18 protein-coding genes are annotated in these 16,509 nt (G+C 64.7%); 9 read left to right on the top strand and 9 right to left on the bottom strand.

Annotation, left to right across the window (positions count from 1 at the left end; translation table 11 throughout):
* Window positions 1-57 precede the first annotated feature (57 nt).
* The gene (locus SS05631_RS21245; protein ID WP_095678061.1) at window positions 58-603 is read left to right on the top strand and encodes a Pycsar system effector family protein; all 546 of its coding nucleotides are present in this window, start codon (window positions 58-60) and stop codon (window positions 601-603) included.
* A 62-nt stretch (window positions 604-665) separates the two neighbouring features.
* Here the strand turns inward: SS05631_RS21245 and SS05631_RS21250 are convergent, their stop codons facing one another.
* A complete protein-coding gene (locus tag SS05631_RS21250; RefSeq protein ID WP_037418890.1) occupies window positions 666-1,352 on the bottom strand; it encodes a GntR family transcriptional regulator in 687 nt (228 codons plus the stop codon).
* Between the two features lie 196 nt (window positions 1,353-1,548).
* Between SS05631_RS21250 and SS05631_RS21255 the strand changes: the two genes are divergently transcribed.
* The 6 genes from SS05631_RS21255 (at window position 1,549) to SS05631_RS21280 (ending at window position 8,522) form a co-directional block, all read left to right on the top strand.
* The gene (locus SS05631_RS21255) at window positions 1,549-2,595 is read left to right on the top strand and encodes a 4-hydroxythreonine-4-phosphate dehydrogenase PdxA (RefSeq protein WP_037418892.1); all 1,047 of its coding nucleotides are present in this window, start codon (window positions 1,549-1,551) and stop codon (window positions 2,593-2,595) included.
* 73 nt (window positions 2,596-2,668) lie between these two features.
* Window positions 2,669-3,655, top strand: coding sequence for a tripartite tricarboxylate transporter substrate binding protein (locus SS05631_RS21260; protein WP_037418894.1), 987 nt, complete (start codon window positions 2,669-2,671; stop codon window positions 3,653-3,655).
* 77 nt (window positions 3,656-3,732) lie between these two features.
* On the top strand, window positions 3,733-4,233 hold the full coding sequence (locus SS05631_RS21265; protein WP_037418912.1) for a tripartite tricarboxylate transporter TctB family protein: 501 nt from the start codon (window positions 3,733-3,735) through the stop codon (window positions 4,231-4,233).
* Window positions 4,234-4,267: 34 nt separating this feature from the next.
* Window positions 4,268-5,803 (top strand): tripartite tricarboxylate transporter permease, encoded by a 1,536-nt coding sequence (locus SS05631_RS21270; protein ID WP_037418897.1) that lies wholly within the window; start codon window positions 4,268-4,270, stop codon window positions 5,801-5,803.
* A 54-nt stretch (window positions 5,804-5,857) separates the two neighbouring features.
* Window positions 5,858-6,799: a sugar phosphate isomerase/epimerase family protein gene (locus tag SS05631_RS21275; RefSeq protein ID WP_037418899.1), complete on the top strand. Its 942-nt coding sequence runs from the start codon at window positions 5,858-5,860 to the stop codon at window positions 6,797-6,799.
* Window positions 6,800-6,803: 4 nt separating this feature from the next.
* Window positions 6,804-8,522, top strand: a complete 1,719-nt coding sequence (locus SS05631_RS21280; RefSeq protein ID WP_095678062.1) for a dihydroxyacetone kinase family protein — start codon at window positions 6,804-6,806, stop codon at window positions 8,520-8,522.
* A 156-nt stretch (window positions 8,523-8,678) separates the two neighbouring features.
* On the opposite strand, the gene SS05631_RS21285 is transcribed toward SS05631_RS21280, so the two are convergent.
* The 7 genes from SS05631_RS21285 to phnG are packed head-to-tail and all read right to left on the bottom strand — an operon-like array spanning window position 8,679 to window position 13,849.
* On the bottom strand, window positions 8,679-9,293 hold the full coding sequence (locus tag SS05631_RS21285; protein WP_037418903.1) for a DapH/DapD/GlmU-related protein: 615 nt from the start codon (window positions 9,291-9,293) through the stop codon (window positions 8,679-8,681).
* Window positions 9,290-9,997 carry a phosphonate C-P lyase system protein PhnL gene (gene phnL / locus SS05631_RS21290; RefSeq protein WP_037418906.1) on the bottom strand — a complete coding sequence of 236 codons (708 nt, stop codon included), beginning with the start codon at window positions 9,995-9,997 and terminating at the stop codon, window positions 9,290-9,292. The genes SS05631_RS21285 and phnL overlap by 4 nt, the downstream gene beginning before the upstream one ends.
* 3 nt (window positions 9,998-10,000) lie before the next feature.
* Window positions 10,001-10,777, bottom strand: coding sequence for a phosphonate C-P lyase system protein PhnK (gene phnK / locus SS05631_RS21295; RefSeq protein WP_095678063.1), 777 nt, complete (start codon window positions 10,775-10,777; stop codon window positions 10,001-10,003).
* Window positions 10,774-11,667, bottom strand: coding sequence for an alpha-D-ribose 1-methylphosphonate 5-phosphate C-P-lyase PhnJ (locus SS05631_RS21300; protein WP_037418919.1), 894 nt, complete (start codon window positions 11,665-11,667; stop codon window positions 10,774-10,776). Before SS05631_RS21300 ends, phnK begins: the two co-directional genes overlap by 4 nt.
* Complete coding sequence (locus tag SS05631_RS21305; RefSeq protein ID WP_037418922.1) at window positions 11,664-12,770, bottom strand: carbon-phosphorus lyase complex subunit PhnI; 1,107 nt, start codon at window positions 12,768-12,770, stop codon at window positions 11,664-11,666. Before SS05631_RS21305 ends, SS05631_RS21300 begins: the two co-directional genes overlap by 4 nt.
* Before the next feature lie 3 nt (window positions 12,771-12,773).
* Complete coding sequence (gene phnH / locus SS05631_RS21310; protein WP_037418925.1) at window positions 12,774-13,382, bottom strand: phosphonate C-P lyase system protein PhnH; 609 nt, start codon at window positions 13,380-13,382, stop codon at window positions 12,774-12,776.
* Window positions 13,382-13,849, bottom strand: coding sequence for a phosphonate C-P lyase system protein PhnG (phnG, locus tag SS05631_RS21315; RefSeq protein WP_037418928.1), 468 nt, complete (start codon window positions 13,847-13,849; stop codon window positions 13,382-13,384). The genes phnH and phnG overlap by 1 nt, the downstream gene beginning before the upstream one ends.
* Before the next feature lie 85 nt (window positions 13,850-13,934).
* On the opposite strand from phnG, the gene phnF reads away from it, so the two are divergent.
* Complete coding sequence (gene phnF / locus SS05631_RS21320) at window positions 13,935-14,681, top strand: phosphonate metabolism transcriptional regulator PhnF (RefSeq protein WP_083854026.1); 747 nt, start codon at window positions 13,935-13,937, stop codon at window positions 14,679-14,681.
* Here the strand turns inward: phnF and SS05631_RS21325 are convergent.
* On the bottom strand, window positions 14,665-14,976 hold the full coding sequence (locus SS05631_RS21325) for a DUF1905 domain-containing protein (protein ID WP_037418931.1): 312 nt from the start codon (window positions 14,974-14,976) through the stop codon (window positions 14,665-14,667). The genes phnF and SS05631_RS21325 overlap by 17 nt on opposite strands.
* Before the next feature lie 132 nt (window positions 14,977-15,108).
* Between SS05631_RS21325 and SS05631_RS21330 the strand changes: the two genes are divergently transcribed.
* Window positions 15,109-16,503 carry a selenium-binding family protein gene (locus SS05631_RS21330; protein ID WP_037418934.1) on the top strand — a complete coding sequence of 465 codons (1,395 nt, stop codon included), beginning with the start codon at window positions 15,109-15,111 and terminating at the stop codon, window positions 16,501-16,503.
* Window positions 16,504-16,509 lie beyond the last annotated feature (6 nt).

A 16,509-nucleotide genomic window follows, 5' to 3' on the forward strand; every position in this document is an offset into this window, starting at 1 on the left:
CATATATTGTTACCGGCCCGGTGTAATAAAGAGGAGACACGGAGCAAGGGGACACACATGGATCTCGGGGGAAATCTGTACAAGCTCGAAGCCTCAAGTGAAGGAGAGGGCCGGGAGATCGCGCCGGCCGCCTATTACGATCACATCCAGAAGATCAATGATATCTTCTCCGATCAGATCAAGATGTCCGATCAGAAGGCGGCTTATATCTTTACCTTCATGTTTGCCTTCTTGGTCTCGTCCGAAGAAGGGCGGAGCGTGTTTACTTGGCAGCGATATACGGAAGGGGAGATGCTGCCGATGATACTCTCGGCTGCCATGGCGCTGGCCTCGATATTCTCGTTGCTTGCCGCCATTCTCGTTGTCCTGCCGAGAAAGGGCGCCACGTCCACGACGCTCTTCTGGGGTGCGTGGCGCGCCCACCGCGACGAGTTCATCGATGCGGCAGGCCGTGGTGATTCGACCTATCTGTTTCGGCAGTATGTGGACAACGCCGACGTGCTTTCGGCGATTGCCTGCAGCAAATATCGCTTCGTCATCGCCGCTTTCCGCGGCCTGCTGATCACGGTACTCGCCTATGTCTGCCTGCTGGCAATCCCCTGAACCTGGCTGAGCCGTCACTGACTTCCGCCACGGAGAAAGCGGCAGGCGCTACCTCGCCGCGCCTACACCGAGTCGCGCACCCGCTCCCAGGCCTTCGTTAGGTGCCGCCCCAGCACCTCCGACAGCTTGCCCTTGTCGCGGGCCTCGAGCGCCGCGATCATCTCCTCGTGCTCGGCGACGGCGGCAGCCCATTTTTCCGGGCCTTCGTGGCCGATGAAGCGGATGCGCTTCAGCCGCGTCTGCAGCATGGCGTGCATGTCGGCGAGCGCCGCGTTGCCGGAAAGCTGGGCGATCGCCGTGTGGATCTGCTGGTTGAGCTTGTAATATTGCAGCCGGTCGCCTGCCTTGTAGCGCGCGACCATTTCGTCGTGCATCGCCCTGATTTCCGCAATCCCCGCGTCGCTTGCGGCTTCGCAGGCAAGCCGGCCGGCAAGCTCCTCGAGCGACTGCAAGACGGTCAGCATGTCCTTGACGTCCTTGGCGCTGAAGCGCTTGACGACGGCGCCGCGGCTCGGCACGAGCTCGACCAGGCCCTCACTCGCCAGATATTTGATCGCCTCGCGCAGCGGCGTACGCGACACGCCGAGTTGTTCGCCGAGCTGACCTTCGTGCAGCCGGGTCCCAGGCGCAAGATCGCCCTCGATGATCATGTCGCGCAGATGGCTGACCAGCGTGTCGTGCAGTGCGGTGCGCCGGATCGGCCCCGGCCCCCCCTCGGGGCGCCGCTCCAATGATGTGATCTCGTTCATTTTTCCGTTCTGCGCTGCGACCGTAACGGTCTCTGTTCCCTGACCGCCCGATTGAATCAGCGGTGCCTCATTCAAGCATGGAGACAGGCCCCGCCAGCGTCAATAGAAAATGCTGCATACAGAATACAAAAGACTTGATGCAGAATATTGGATGACGTATGACGGGGGCCAAGGCATGAAAACGGAGGAGCATCGAATGACGAGCAACGGAGCGGCCGAAGCGGTGGACAGTCGGCCTGTCATCGCCCTTGCCATGGGCGACCCGGCAGGGATCAGTCCGGAACTGACGGCGCGGCTGCTGGCGCTCGGGGATGTCCGCGAAGCGGCGCATGTCATTGCCATCGGTGATCGCCGCATTCTTGACGAAGGCGTCAAGGTGGCCGGCGTAACGCTCGATCTCGAAGCGGCCTCGCTCGAGACGCTCGACCGGGCCGGCACCGCGCGTCACGTCTTCGTCGATCTCAGGCATCTCGATCCGGCCGATGTGGTGCGCGGCGAGGCGACGCTTGCCGGCGGCACCTTCGCCACCCGGAATTTTCGCGCGGCGCTGGAGCTGGCGCATGCCGGCAAGGCCGACGCGGTCTGCTTCACGCCCTTCAACAAGAAGGCAATGCGCTTTGCCTATCCGGGCTATGACGACGAGATACGCTTCGTCGCCGACGTGCTTTCCTTCACAGGCAAGGTCCGCGAGTTCAATGTGCTTGAAAACGTATGGAACGCCCGCGTCACCTCGCACATTCCGCTCAAGGACGTGGCGCGAAGCCTTTCGGTGGAAGGAATTGTTGCCGAACTCGAGCTCACCCGGGCCTGCCTCACGAACGCCGGCCATGACGAGGCGCGGATCGCGGTCGCGGGGCTGAACCCGCATGCCGGCGACGGCGGCAGCTTCGGCATGGAGGAGATCGACATCATCGAGCCGGCCGTCGCGAAGGCGAAGGCGCTCGGCTTCAACGTCGAGGGGCCGTTTCCGGCCGACACGGTGTTCGTGCGGGCGCTGAAGGAAGGCTTCCACGCGGTGCTGACCATGTATCACGACCAGGGCCAGATCGCCATGAAGCTGATGGGCTTCGACAAGGGCGTGACGATGATGGGCGGCCTGCCTTTCCCGCTCTGCACGCCGGCGCATGGCACGGCCTACGACATTGCCGGCAAGGGCATCGCCGATGTCGGCGCCAGCCGCGAAGCGATCCTGCTTGCGGCGCGCATGGCGAAGAAAAACCGGGGGCTCTCCGCCGCCGCCTGAATTCGCACGCTTTCAAACATACCGGCGCGAGGGGAGGTCTTGCGCCGGATCCAACTCAACGGGAGGACCAGACATGAAGAAATCCGTTTCTATCGCATGCATGATCGCCGCCGCGCTCGGCGTGGCCGCGCCGGCCGCGGCCTTCGAGCCGAACCGCCCGGTGGAATTCGTCGTCACCGCCGGTCCCGGCGGCGGCACAGACATTTTCGCGCGCACGATCCAGGCGATCATCGCCAAATACGAACTGATGAAGTCGCCGGTGGTCGTCACCAACAAGGGCAGCGCCGGCGGAGCGGAGGGCTTCGTCTACACGGCCGGCTACAAGGGCGACGCCCACAAGCTCGCCTTCGGCACCAACAACGCCTATCTGCTGCCCGTTCGCGCCAAGGTGCCCTACAAGGCCGAGGACCTGACGCCGGTCGCAGCTCTTGCATCCGATGAATTCGTCCTCTGGGTCAACGGCAAGGCGGATTATGCCACTGCCGCAGATTTCGTCGCGAAGGCGAAGGAGGGCGGCTTAAAGATCGGTGGCAGCCAGTCGAAGGACGTCGACCAGATCCTGACCTCGATGATCAACGACGCGACCGGCGCCAAGATCAACTACATCCCGTTCAAGAGCGGCGGCGAGGCGGCGGTGCAGCTTGCCGGCGAGCATATCGACGCCAATGTCAACAATCCGAGCGAGAATCTCGGCCAGTGGCAGGCCGGCATGGTGAAGCCGCTCTGCGTCTTCAAGAGCGTGAAGCTTTCGAGCGACACGAAGGTCGCCGGCGACAAGGGCTGGGGCGATATCCCGACCTGCAAGGAGGCCGGCATTCCGATCGACAACTATTCCATGCCGCGCACCGTCTGGCTGCCGGGCGGCGTCGAGCCGGATGTCGTCCAGTTCTATGCGGATGTGATGCGCAAGGTTTCCGAGACGCCGGAATGGGCGAAGTATCTCGCCGATACGTCGCAGTCGCCCGTCTATCTGAGCGGTGACGAACTCAAGTCCGCGGTCGAGGTGGACGGCGCCGCCGTCAGCGAAGTGCTGAAGCGCGAAGGCTGGCTTGCCAACTAAGACTCAGGCGGGCGCCGGGAGCGGACATGCTCTCCGGCGCTTTCGGCGCCTGCCACCGCTTTCGAAAGGTTACGGTCATGAGTGAGAACAGTGCGAATGGGGTCTCCCGCTTCGCGGTCGAGCTTGGCGTCGCGGCGCTGACCGCCGCCTTTGGCGCCGCCGTCTGCTACGGTTCGCTCGATATCGGCGCCGGCTGGACCGAGATGGGGCCGGATGCGGGCTATTTCCCCTTCTATATCGGCCTTCTCATCGTCTTCGGCAGCCTCGTCAATATCGCCCACGCGTTCCTCAAGCACCGCGGCACCGGAGAGATCTTCCTCGATGCCGGGCGCGCCAAGGTTGTTGCTTCCTTCCTGCTGCCGCTCGTTGCCTTCGGCGCAGTCTCTGCCTGGCTCGGGCTCTATGTCGGGACCGCGCTCTACATCGCCGCGACGATGCTTTTCCAGGGGCGCTACAGATGGTGGATCGCCCTGCCGGCAGGGCTCGGCGTCTCGCTCGTCTTCTTCGTCGTCTTCGAAATCGGCTTCCAGGTTCCGCTGCTGAAGGGACCGGTCGAGGCCTGGTTCGGGATCTATTGACCCGGGCGAATGCATTGCCTGCGGGAGGAATGACATGGAAAATATCGGTCTTCTGATCGACGGCTTCGGCCACATCCTGAGCTGGAACCACATTCTGTTGATGATGGTGGGCGTGACGCTCGGCATTCTTGTCGGCGTGCTGCCGGGGCTCGGGGCACCGAACGGCGTGTCGCTGCTCTTGCCGCTCACCTTCTCGATGGAACCGATCTCGGCGATCATCCTGCTCTCCTGCATGTATTGGGGCGCGCTCTTCGGCGGCTCGACGACGTCGATCCTCTTCAACATCCCGGGCGAACCCTCCTCCGTCGCCACCACCTTCGACGGCTATCCGATGGCCAAGGCCGGACAGGCAAGCCGGGCGCTGACGCTCGCCTTCGTCTCGGCCGGCCTCGGGGCGCTGGCCGGCGTCGTGATGATCACGCTGCTTTCCGGCTGGGTCGCGAATTTCGCCCTCCGGTTTTCGTCGCCCGAATATTTCGCAGTTTATTTCCTCGCCTTTGCGAGCTTCATCTCGATGGGCGCGCAGTCGCCCTTCAATACCCTCGTTTCGATGATGCTCGGCTTCGCGCTCGCCTCGATCGGCATGGACACGATCTCCGGCAATCTGCGGCTGACCTTCGACATTCCCGAACTCATAAAAGGCGTGAGCTTCCTGATCGCCGTCATGGGCCTCTTCGGCATCGGCGAACTGCTGCTGACGACCGAGGAAGGCCTGCGCTTCGAAGGCATCAAGGCGCGCGTCAAGCTCGCCGAGATCGGCCGCACGCTGATCGAGATCCCGCGCTACTGGCTGACCATCGCCCGCTCGACGATCATTGGCATCTGGATGGGCATCACGCCGGCCGGCCCGACCGCCGCGTCCTTCATGAGCTATGGCATCGCCCGCCGCTCGGCACGCGACAAGTCCCTGTTCGGCAAGGGCGATCCGCGCGGCGTCGTGGCGCCGGAAACCGCCGACCATTCGGCCGGCACCTCGGCGCTGCTGCCGATGCTGGCGCTTGGCGTGCCCGGTTCGGCGACCGCCGCGGTGATGATGGGCGGCCTGATGATATGGGGCCTGACGCCCGGCCCGATGCTCTTCACCGACCGGCCGGATTTCGTCTGGGGCCTGATCGCCTCGATGTATCTCGGCAATGTCGTCGCCGTGTTCCTGGTGATCGCGACCGTGCCGCTCTACGCTTCGATCCTGCGCGTGCCCTTCTCGATCATCGGTCCGATCATCGTCGCGGTGATCTTCTCGGGGGCCTATCAGGTCGCAAATTCCGTCTCCGACATTTTCCTGGTTATTGGTTTCGGCCTGCTCGGCTACGTTTTCAAGAAGCTCGATTATCCGCTGGCGCCGCTGGTTCTCGCCATGGTGCTTGGCGACAAGGCCGAGGATGCATTCCGCCAATCGATGCTGATGTCCGGCGGCAGCCTCAACATTTTCTGGTCGAACGGGCTCGTTTCCGCGCTGATGGCGCTCGGCCTGGTGCTCCTTCTTTCCCCGCTTGCCTTCTGGCTGATAGGCAGCCTGCGCAAGCGCCGGCACGACGTCGCTCCGCATGGCGACGGCAACGCGGCAGCCTGAATGGGCCGCCGCAGAAACACCTGATCAAATCTCTCCAATCTCGAGGAGTTCGCCATGGCGCCACGCAAATGGAACCGTGACAACTGGCCGATCGCGGCCGCGATGATCCAGTACCCGAACATTTTGCCGGACGGCCGATCCGTGCAGGAGCAGTCGGTGGAGGAATGGGCCGCAACGCTTCACGATGTGGTCGACGCCGGCTTTACCGAGCTCGACCCGACCGACAGCTGGATCCGGCTCGCGGATCTGTCGCGTGATCGGCTGGAAGAATTCGTCGGTTTGACTCAATCCCTCGGCCTCGCGATCCCGGCGATCTCGACCTCGCGGCGCAGCCTGATCGATCCCGAGCATGGCGAGGAATATCTCGCCTATGGACACCGGGTCATCGAGACTGCGGCGGCAGTCGGCGCGGGCTCTGTTTCCTTCGGCTTCTTCGGTCCGCTGACGGAGGCGCAGAGACAAGTGCTGTGGTTCTGGACCGTCGATGGACTGAAGAACCCGGACGACGCGGCGACGTGGAAGACGGCGGTTTCGCGGGTCCGCGAGCTCGGCCGGCATGCGGAAGAGCTCGGCGTCGAGGTGTCCTTGGAAATGTACGAGGACACCTATCTCGGCACGGCCGGCAGTTCGGTGCGCTTCGTCGAGGAGGTCGGGCTCCAAAATGTCGGCATCAACGCCGATCTCGGCAACCTCATCCGCCTGCATCGGCCGGTCGAGCATTGGCAGGAGATGATGGCAAAGGTTGCGCCCTTTGCTAAATATTGGCACGTCAAGAACTACAACCGCACGGAGGATGCGGCTTCGGGGCTCATCGTCACCCATCCGGCCCCGCTCGAATTCGGCGTCATCAATTACCGCTCGGCGATCCGCATGGCCCTGGCGCACGGCTTCGAAAGCCCCTTCCTCTGCGAGCATTATGGCGGCGACGGGCTTTCCGTCAGCGCCGCCAACCGCGATTATCTGAGGCGCATCCTGCCTCGCGAACAGGGACATTAAAGCGATGACGACGATCTTTGACGCTCCGGAAGATTTTGCCACGACTGCGCTTGCCGGTTTCGCAGCGATCTATGCCCGTAATGTCCGCCTGGTGAAGGGCGGCGTGGTGCGCTCCACCAAAGTGCCTAAGGGCAAGGTGGCCGTGGTGATCGGCGGCGGCTCCGGCCACTATCCGGCCTTTGCCGGCTATGTCGGTCCGGGCCTCGCGGATGCGGCGGTTGCCGGCGACGTTTTCGCCTCCCCGTCGACGGCCGCCGTCGCCCGGGTCTGCCGCCATGCGAACCAGGGCGGCGGGGTGCTGCTCGGCTTCGGCAACTATGCCGGCGACGTGTTGAACTTCGGGGTTGCGGCCGAGCGCCTGCGCGCTGAAGGCATCGACGTGCGCTTCGTGCCGGTGACCGACGACGTGGCGAGCGCTTCGGTGGAAACGCCGGCCAAGCGCCGCGGCATTGCTGGCGACCTCGTCGTCTTCAAGATCGCCGGCGCCGCCGCCGAGGCGGGAAAATCGCTCGACGAGGTGGAACGGCTGGCGCGCCTTGCCAATGAACGGACCGTGTCGTTCGGCGTCGCCTTCGGCGGCTGCACCCTGCCGGGCGCCGCCGGACCGCTCTTCACCGTCCCTAAGGGACAGATGGCGCTTGGCCTCGGCATTCACGGCGAGCCCGGCATCAGCGAGGAGACGATCTCCTCCGCCAGCGACCTCGCGAAATTGCTGATCGGGAAGCTGCTGGCCGAGCGGCCGGCCGGCACCCGCAAGGTCGCCGCGGTGCTGAACGGCCTCGGTTCGACCAAGTACGAGGAGCTCTTCGTGTTGTGGACGGCGATTGCCAAGGAACTGGCCGGGGCGGGGCTGGAAATCGTCGACCCGGAATGCGGCGAATTCGTCACCAGCCTCGACATGCAGGGCTGCTCGCTGACGCTTCTCTGGCTCGACGAGGAGCTGGAAGTGCTGTGGCGCGCGCCCGCAGATGCGCCAGTGCTGCGCAAGGGCACGATCATCGCTGCCGAACCTGCGACGGACGACATCGTCGATGCGGAAGGGCCGCAGTCGTTCGGCGCCGCCTCGGAAGCTTCGAAGGAGAGCGGCAGGTGTATCGCCCGGCTGATCGGCAGTGTCGCTGAAGCGCTGAAGGCGGCGGAAGACGAACTCGGCCGGATCGACGCCATTGCCGGCGACGGCGACCATGGCCAGGGCATGCGGCGCGGCTCGGCCGCCGCGCTAGATGCTGCCAATGCAGCGGTTGCGGCGGGCGCCGGCGCGGCGAGCGTGCTGGCTGCCGCGGGCGACGCCTGGGCGGACCGCGCCGGCGGCACGTCCGGCGCGATCTGGGGGCTGGCGCTCAGGTCCTGGAGCAATGCCTTCTGCGATGACGAGAAGATCGGCGAAGCGGCGGTCGTCAAGGGTGCGCGTCTCGCTCTCGACGGCGTCACCCGGCTCGGTCGCGCCCGCGTCGGCGACAAGACGCTTGTCGATGCGCTTGTGCCTTTCGTCGACAGGCTAGAAAGGGAAGCTGCAGCCGGCAAGCCTCTCGTCGAGGCCTGGAAGGCGGCGGCAAAGGCCGCGCAGGACGCGGCCGAGGGAACATCCAGCCTGACGCCAAAGCTCGGGCGGGCGCGGCCGCTGGCGGAGAAGAGCATAGGTCATCCGGATGCCGGCGCGACCTCGCTGGCGCTGGTGGCGAGGGTTACGGGTGAGTTCTTGGGAGGCGTTGGCGACGTATGATTTCGATCGCCTCGCGCACCGGACGGCGGATTTGCCCCTCACCCTAACCCTCTCCTCGCAGGCGGGGCGAGGGGACTTAGCAGAGCGGTACCGCGAGTCCCCTTTGCCCCGATTGCGGGGAGAAGGTGGCGGCAGGCCGGATGAGGGGGGTCTGCATCATCCGTACCGCACCAGAAACTCATCCGCCGTCAGTTCGCGAAAATCATCCAACGCCCGGCGCAGCTTGGCGTGGTCCCAATCCCACCAGGCGAGGCGGTCCATGGCCTCGCCGATCTCGGCGGTGAAGCGCTGGCGGATCAGCTTGGCGGGGACGCCGCCGACGATCGTGTAGGGCGCAACGTCTTTCGAGACGACGGCGCCGGCGCCGATGACGGCGCCGTTGCCGACCTTGACGCCTGGCAGGATCGTGGCGCCATGGCCGATCCAGACGTCGTGGCCGATCGTCACCCGGTTCTGCCGGCGCCAGGCGAAGAGGTCGTGATCCGGCTCGGCGTCGTCCCAGTACATCGGCGCGCGATAGGTGAAATGATGCAGCGTCGCCCGCCAGGTCGGGTGGTTGGTGGCATTGATGCGCACGGCGGCGGCGATGTTGACGAACTTGCCGACCGTCGCGCACCAGATAGAGCCGTCCTGCATGACGTAGGAATAGTCGCCGAACTCGACCTCGTCGAGACGCGAACGCTCCTGGATCTCCGTGTAGCACCCAAGCTTCGAATTTGTGACGCTGGCGGTCGTATGGATGAAGGGTTCGAGACCAAGCTTATGGCTCATGCGGCGTGCTTCCTCGGCGAGAATTCGGAGACGTCGATGATGCGGTCGGCGACCGCGTCGCGGACTTCGGCGTCGTGGAAGATGCCGACCAGCGCCGTGCCTTGCGCCTTCTTCTCGGCGATCATCTCGACCACAACGGCGCGGTTCTTCGCATCGAGCGAGGCCGTTGGCTCGTCGAGCAGCAGGATTTTGTGATCGGTGATGAAGCCGCGGGCGATGTTGACGCGCTGCTGCTCGCCGCCGGAGAAAGTGGCGGGTGGTAGAGCCCACAGCTCCTGAGGCAGGTTGAGCTTCGAAAGCAGTTCTGCAGCGCGCTCCCTCGCCTCGGCGGCCGCACCCCCGCGCGCCTGCAAAGGTTCGGCGACGATGTCGAGGGCGGAGACGCGCGGCACGACGCGCAGGAACTGGCTGACATAGCCGAGCGTGGTGCGGCGCACTTCGAGCACGGTGCGCGGTTCGGCATTCGCGAGGTTCACGAGCCGGCCGTCATGCTCCATCAGGATCTGGCCACCGTCGACGCCGTAATTGCCGTAGAGCATCTTGAGGATCGAGCTCTTGCCGACGCCGGAAGGGCCGCCGAGCACGACGCATTCGCCGGTCTTCACCGAGAAGGAGACGTTGGCGACGACCGGCAGGCGTACGCCGTCGCGCAGGTGCATGGTGAAGCTCTTGGCGACTTCTGAAACGACTAGGGGAGTAGCCATGGATCACACCTGCAGGATCGAAGAGACGAGAAGCTGCGTATAGGGCTCGCGCGGGTCGTCGAGCACGCGGTCGGTCAGCCCCTGTTCGATGACCGTGCCGTCCTTCATCACCATCATCCGGTGCGAGAGGAGGCGGGCCACCGCGAGGTCGTGGGTGACGATGATCGCGGCCAGCCCGAGGTCGTGGACGAGGCCGCGCACCAGATCGAGGAGGCGCGCCTGAACCGAGACGTCGAGGCCGCCGGTTGGCTCGTCCATGAAGACGAGGCGGGGCGAGGTGACTAGATTGCGGGCGATCTGCAGGCGCTGGCGCATGCCGCCGGAAAAGGCGCGCGGCTGGTCGTCGATCCGGTCCTCGCCGATCTCGACGCGCCGTAGCCAGTCGCTGGCGCTGGCGCGGATATTGCCGTAGTGCCGGTCGCCGACCGCCATCAGCCGCTCGCCGACATTGGCGCCGGCCGAAACCGTCATCCTCAGCCCATCGGCAGGGTTCTGGTGCACGAAACCCCAATCGGTGCGCATCAGGAAGCGCCGCTCGGCCTCGCCCATATGGGCCAGATCGCGGTACTGGCCGTCGCGCATGTGGTATTCGATGATGCCGGAGCTCGGCATTAGCCGAGTCGAGAGGCAGGAAAGCAGCGTCGTCTTGCCAGAACCGGACTCGCCGACGACGGCGAGCACCTCGCCGGGATAGAGCTCGAAGGAGACATTGCGGCAGCCGATACGGCTTCCGTAGAACTTCGAGACGTCCTTGACCTTGAGAAGCGGCAGGGCGCTCATTCTGCGGGCTCCTTGCGTTCGTTCTGGGGGCGACCGAGCATGGCGCCGGCATGCCCATTCGCTTGCCGCTCCTCGCAATGGTCGGTGTCGGAGCAGACGAACATGCGCCCACCCTTGTCGTCGAGCACCACCTCGTCAAGATAGACGTTCTCCGCACCGCAGAGCGCGCAGGGCTTGTCGAATTTCTGGATCTCGAAAGGGTGGTCCTCGAAATCGAGGCTGACGACCTCGGTGAAGGGCGGCACCGCATAGATGCGTTTCTCGCGGCCGGCGCCGAAGAGCTGCAGCGCCTCCGACATGTGCATCTTCGGATTGTCGAATTTCGGCGTCGGCGAGGGGTCCATGACGTAGCGGCCCTCGACCTTGACCGGATAGGCATAGGTCGTGGCGATGTGGCCGTTGCGGGCGATGTCCTCGTAGAGCTTCACATGCATGAGGCCGTATTCTTCGAGCGCATGCATCTTGCGCGTCTCGGTCTCGCGTGGCTCCAGGAAGCGCAACGGTTCCGGGATCGGCACCTGGTAGACGAGCGTCTGGCCTTCTCGAAGCGGCTCCTCGGGAATGCGGTGGCGCGTTTGGATGATCGTCGCATCCGTCGTCTTGGTGGTGACGGCGATGTTAGCGACCTTCTGGAAGAAGCCGCGGATCGAGACGGCATTGGTGGTGTCGTCGGCGCCCTGGTCGATGACCTTCAAAACGTCATCGGGGCCAAGGATTGAGGCGGTGACCTGCACGCCGCCGGTGCCCCAGCCATAGGGCATCGGCATTTCGCGGGAGGCGAAGGGCACCTGGTAGCCGGGAATGGCGAGCGCCTTGAGAATCGCCCGCCGGATCATCCGCTTCGTCTGTTCGTCGAGATAGGCGAAATTGTAGGTGGCAAGGTCGTTCATTCGGCGGCCTCCTTCATGCCGTCCGCTTGGCCGGCGTGGGCGGCCTTGTAGTCGCGGCGCATGCGCCGCACCAGGTCGAGCTCGGCCTGGAAATCGACGTAGTGCGGCAGCTTCAGATGCTCGACGAAGCCGGTCGCCTGGACGTTGTCGGCATGCGAGATGACGAATTCCTGGTCCTGGGCCGGGGCGACGATGTCCTCACTGAACTCGTCGGTCCGGAGCGCCCGGTCGACGAGCGACATCGACATGGCCTTCCGCTCGCTCTGGCCGAAAACGAGACCGTAGCCACGGGTGAATTGCGGCGGCTGCTTGGCCGAGCCCTTGAACTGGTTGACCATTTGGCATTCGGTTACGCGGATGGTGCCGAGCGAGACGGCGAAGCCGAGCTCCGGCAGATCAAGCTCGACCTCCACCTCGCCGATCCGGACCTCGCCGACGAAGGGATGGGTGCGGCCGTAGCCGCGCTGGGTGGAATAGGCGAGCGCCAAGAGAAAGCCTTCGTCGCCGCGGGCAAGGGCCTGCAGGCGCAGGTCGCGGGCCATCGGGAATTCCATCGGCTCTCGCGTCAGGTCGCCCGCCACATGACCATCGGGCATCTGGCCGTCGACTTCGATCAGGCCCTCGCCGTCGAGAATGTCCGAGACGCGCATGACCTGTTCGCCCGATGACTTCATCGCCGGCGCCGCGACCGGTTCGTCGCCGATGAGCGACGGGTCGAGCAGGCGGTGGGTGTAGTCGAAAGTGGGGCCGAGAAGCTGACCGCCGGGCAGGTCCTTGTAGGTGGCGGACACGCGCCGTTCGACCAGCATTCCGGCAGTGTCGATCGGCTCGGAATAGCCGAAGCGGGGGAGCGTGGTGCGATAGGCGCGCAGGATGAAGATCGCCTCTATCATGTCGCCGCGCGCTTGGCGCACGGCAAGTGCGGCGAGCGAGCGGTCGTAAAGCGAGGCCTCGGCCATGACGCGATCGACGGCCAGACCGAGCTGCTCGACCACCTGCTCGATGGTGATCGAGGGCAGCGAGCGGTCGCCGCGCCGGCGGTCGGCAAGCAGGCGATGCGCATTGGCGATGGCGGCTTCCCCGCCCTTCACGGCAACATACATGGATCAGAACTCCTTCGCCGAGAGCTTCGTCGTGCGCGGCAGGCAGAGCACCGCGTCGCCCGACGTCAGCACCAGATCGATGCCGCGCGGGAAGACCGCCCAGTTGGCCGCCCAGAAGTCGAGAAAGACGTCCGGCAGGCCCTTCGGTGCGACGCCGATCTCAGTTTTGATGCCCGGCCCGCGAGCGACGAGCGCCTCACCGCCGGTCAGTGCCTCGATCTCGACCACCAGCGTCGTCGAGCGGTCGGGATATTCCTGGGTGCCGAGGGCGAACTGATCGAAGCCCGGCACCGCGGCCCCCTTCTCGACGAAGGCGAAACGCGCCTCGTCCTTGGCTTCGGTCAGGGCGGCGCCGGTATGGAAGGCGATCCATTGCGGCACCGAAGATTTGGCGAGCGCCGGTGAGAGCCAGACGGGGGTGTCGTGATCGCAGAGCGTCAGTGCCACGGCGCCGCTGGCGTTACCAAGAGGCGAGGGTGGTGACGATTGAGCCGAGAGGCGGCCGATGGTGCCCGGGCGGGCAAAACTGTCCATCAGGGTGCGGAACACGGATTGCGCCGCGAAGACGGGATCGGCGAAGGCGCCGGCATAGATCTGCGACTGCGTGCCCATCAATCCTCTCCCCGGACCATGGTGAAGAAATCGACGCGGGTCGCCGCCGTCTCCTCGGCTTTCCGCTGGTCTTGCCTATCGAGGCGGGCGGCGATCAGCCGGTGCAGCGCTTCGACCGCCGGACGGTGCGCATCGTGCTGGGTAAGGGCGTCGAAGATCGCCGCGTAGCGGGCGCGCTCCTTGTCGGTGCCGAGCATCTGCCCGTGGCCGACCTCGCCGGTCGAGAGCCGGACGGTGGCACGTGACACTGTCGCCTCGCCCAGGTTGAAAGGATCGCCGCCGCCGCCGATGCGGCCGCGCACCATGACGAGTCCGGTCTCCGGACCGCGGACCGGCGCCACGTCCGGCTTGTCGGCTATGGCTTCCCAGGCGGCCGTCAGTTCCGCAAGGGTGGCGCGGGCCAGAAGCCGCATGCCTTCCTTGCGATCCCACGCCTCTGGGGCTTCAAATCTCTGCTTCGCGTCCATTTGCTTCATCCCAAATGTCTATTGATCTAGACAACTATACATCTTATACCATTCTCTAACGTTCGGAAATGACAGGCTTGTGACGGTGGCAAAAACGGCAGTGAGAAAAACGGTCGAGCGGCAGACCGGTGTGGCGCTCTGGCGGCAGATTGCCGACCGCATACGGCTGGCGATCAGCAATGGCGACTACGACACGACCGGAATGGTGCCGCCCGAGACGGCGCTGGCGCACGACTTCGGCGTCAACCGCCATACGGTCCGCAGCGCGCTGGCGGCCCTTGCCGACGAAGGACTGGTGCGCGCCGTGCAGGGGCGCGGCACGCTGATCGAGCGCAAGGAGCGGGTCACCTATCCGATCTCGCGGCGTACCCGCTTCTCGCAGGGGCTCGGCCGACAGGTGAGGGAAATCGGCACCCGGCTGCTGGCGCACGGCCAAGTGCCGGCGAGCGGCGAGATTGCCACGGCACTAGGTCTTGCTCCGAGTGCGCTGCTCGTCGAGCTCCACACCGTCAGCAGTGGCGACGGCCGGCCGCTCTCCACGTCGCTCAGCTATTTTCCCGCCGACCGCTTTCCGCGGATGGCGGAGGAATATGCCCGTCTCGGCTCCGTGACCAAGGCCTTCGCCGCCCAGGGCGTCTACGATTATGTCCGCGCTTCCACCGAGATCGTCGCGCGACATGCGGAAGCGGAGGAGCTGACGCTGCTCCAGCTTTCACCCGGGGCGATCGTGCTAGAGGCCCAATCGGTCAATGCCGACCTCGAAGGCCGGCCGGTCGAATACTCGCGGACGCGTTTTGCAGCCGACCGGATGAAGCTCAGGGTCGAGACTTAGCGCCGTCCAACGACAGCTTGATGCGCATCGTTTGACCGGCAGCCAGTTTTTCTCGCTGCCGAACCTCCGCCTTCACCGGCAGCAGGAACGAACCCGAGGCCTTGTCGGGGAAGATCGACGTGGTCCAATCCGTCTTGCCCGTGCGTGCGATCACAGCCTCGCTACCCCAGCCGCGTTTTCCCGGTTCGGCCAGGAACTTGATCTGCCGTGCAATCTCCGCTGGCAGGGTGACGAAGTGCCAGCCGCCCTTGCCGGGATAGAGCCAGAGCTCGCCGTCGAATTCGAATTCGCCCATCTGTCTCAGTTACTCTCGCTTGCCGCCATTCCGTTAAATAAGGCCAAAACGCCGCATTTCCGACGCGTTTTTGCCGCATCACCTAAGCTTGCATCAGGATCCACGCATTGTCTTCTCTGCGGGAGAAACGAAATGGCGACGTGGCGACCCGATCCTTCCTTCTATCCATCCCCACGCATGGCCGCCAAGGCGCCGAAAGAGACGCTTGCCTATGTGGCGGCCTTCGACCCGGACCGGCAGCGGCCGGACGCAATCGCCGTCGTCGACCTCGACCCGGCATCCGCAAGCTATTCTCAGATCGTCGGGCAGGTCGACATGCCGAATGTCGGCGACGAGCTTCACCATTTCGGCTGGAACGCCTGCTCATCCTGCCTGTGCCCCAATGCGCCGCATCCGCATGTCGAGCGCCGCTACCTCGTCGTGCCCGGCTTGAGATCATCGCGGCTGCATATCATCGACACGAAGCCCGATCTACGCAAGCCTGAGATCGTCCGCGTCATCGAGCCCGAGGAAGTCGCCGAACGGGCCAACTATTCGCGGCTGCACACGATCCATTGCGGACCGGAGGGCATCTACGTCAACGCGCTCGCCGACCGTGACGGCAAGGCGCCAGGCGGCATCTTCCTGCTCGACCACGACAGTTTCGACGTGCTCGGCCAATGGGAAATGGACCGCGGCCCGCAGAAGCTCGCCTATGACTTCTGGTGGCATCTCGGCCACGACACGATGATCACCAGCGAATGGGGAACGCCCGATACGTTCGAAAACGGCCTCGTTCCGGAAGTGCTGCTCGGCTCCCAGTATGGCCGCCGGCTGCATTTCTGGGATCTGCATACGCGCAAGCACCTGCAGGAGATCGACTTCGGCGAGGAACATCAGCTCGTCTTCGAATTGCGCCCGGCCCATGATCCGACCAAGGCCCATGGTTTCGTCGGCTGCGTCATCAGCCTTAAGGACCTCTCCGCATCGATCTGGACCTGGTATCGCGAAGGCAACCAGTGGGCGGTGAAGAAGGTGATCGAGATACCCGCAGAGCCGGCCGATCCGGACCTCTTGCCGCCCTTGCTCAAGGGCTTCCAGGCCGTGCCGCCGCTCGTCACCGATATCGACCTCTCGATGGATGATCGCTTCCTCTACGTCTCCTGCTGGGGCACCGGAGACATGATCCAATACGACGTTTCTGATCCGCTTGCGCCGAAGGAGGCCGGACGGGTGCGGATCGGCGGAATCGTCGCGCGCGCGACGCATCCGAAGGCATCGAATGGCCGCTTGAACGGCGGGCCGCAGATGGTGGAGATCAGCCGCGACGGCAAGCGGGTCTACTTCACCAATTCGCTTTATGGCGCCATCGACCCGCAACTCTATCCGGAGGGTCTCGACGGCTGGATGGTGAAGCTCGATGTCGGCGACAATGGCGGGATTTCCTTCGACGGAAAATTCTTCGTCGACTGGCCGAAGGGCCACCGGCCGCATCAGGTTCGGCTCGAGGGTGGCGACTGTTCGTCGGATTCCTATTGCTATTCTTGAAGTGAG

It is taken from the genome of Sinorhizobium sp. CCBAU 05631 (assembly GCF_002288505.1).
In the GTDB taxonomy this organism is placed as follows: domain Bacteria; phylum Pseudomonadota; class Alphaproteobacteria; order Rhizobiales; family Rhizobiaceae; genus Sinorhizobium; species Sinorhizobium fredii_C.

Bases quoted from the DNA above. Each gene is read 5' to 3' on its own strand.
- SS05631_RS21250 (WP_037418890.1), bottom strand. From the start codon at position 1,352: ATGAACGAGATCACATCATTGGAGCGGCGCCCCGAGGGGGGGCCGGGG.
- SS05631_RS21265 (WP_037418912.1), top strand. From the start codon at position 3,733: ATGAGTGAGAACAGTGCGAATGGGGTCTCCCGCTTCGCGGTCGAGCTT.
- SS05631_RS21305 (WP_037418922.1), bottom strand. From the start codon at position 12,770: ATGTATGTTGCCGTGAAGGGCGGGGAAGCCGCCATCGCCAATGCGCAT.
- SS05631_RS21275 (WP_037418899.1), top strand. From the start codon at position 5,858: ATGGCGCCACGCAAATGGAACCGTGACAACTGGCCGATCGCGGCCGCG.
- SS05631_RS21285 (WP_037418903.1), bottom strand. From the start codon at position 9,293: ATGAGCCATAAGCTTGGTCTCGAACCCTTCATCCATACGACCGCCAGC.
- phnG (WP_037418928.1), bottom strand. From the start codon at position 13,849: ATGGACGCGAAGCAGAGATTTGAAGCCCCAGAGGCGTGGGATCGCAAG.
- SS05631_RS21300 (WP_037418919.1), bottom strand. From the start codon at position 11,667: ATGAACGACCTTGCCACCTACAATTTCGCCTATCTCGACGAACAGACG.
- SS05631_RS21270 (WP_037418897.1), top strand. From the start codon at position 4,268: ATGGAAAATATCGGTCTTCTGATCGACGGCTTCGGCCACATCCTGAGC.
- SS05631_RS21330 (WP_037418934.1), top strand. From the start codon at position 15,109: ATGGCGACGTGGCGACCCGATCCTTCCTTCTATCCATCCCCACGCATG.
- phnK (WP_095678063.1), bottom strand. From the start codon at position 10,777: ATGAGCGCCCTGCCGCTTCTCAAGGTCAAGGACGTCTCGAAGTTCTAC.
- SS05631_RS21255 (WP_037418892.1), top strand. From the start codon at position 1,549: ATGACGAGCAACGGAGCGGCCGAAGCGGTGGACAGTCGGCCTGTCATC.
- SS05631_RS21280 (WP_095678062.1), top strand. From the start codon at position 6,804: ATGACGACGATCTTTGACGCTCCGGAAGATTTTGCCACGACTGCGCTT.
- phnH (WP_037418925.1), bottom strand. From the start codon at position 13,382: ATGGGCACGCAGTCGCAGATCTATGCCGGCGCCTTCGCCGATCCCGTC.
- SS05631_RS21260 (WP_037418894.1), top strand. From the start codon at position 2,669: ATGAAGAAATCCGTTTCTATCGCATGCATGATCGCCGCCGCGCTCGGC.
- SS05631_RS21325 (WP_037418931.1), bottom strand. From the start codon at position 14,976: ATGGGCGAATTCGAATTCGACGGCGAGCTCTGGCTCTATCCCGGCAAG.
- SS05631_RS21245 (WP_095678061.1), top strand. From the start codon at position 58: ATGGATCTCGGGGGAAATCTGTACAAGCTCGAAGCCTCAAGTGAAGGA.
- phnL (WP_037418906.1), bottom strand. From the start codon at position 9,997: ATGGCTACTCCCCTAGTCGTTTCAGAAGTCGCCAAGAGCTTCACCATG.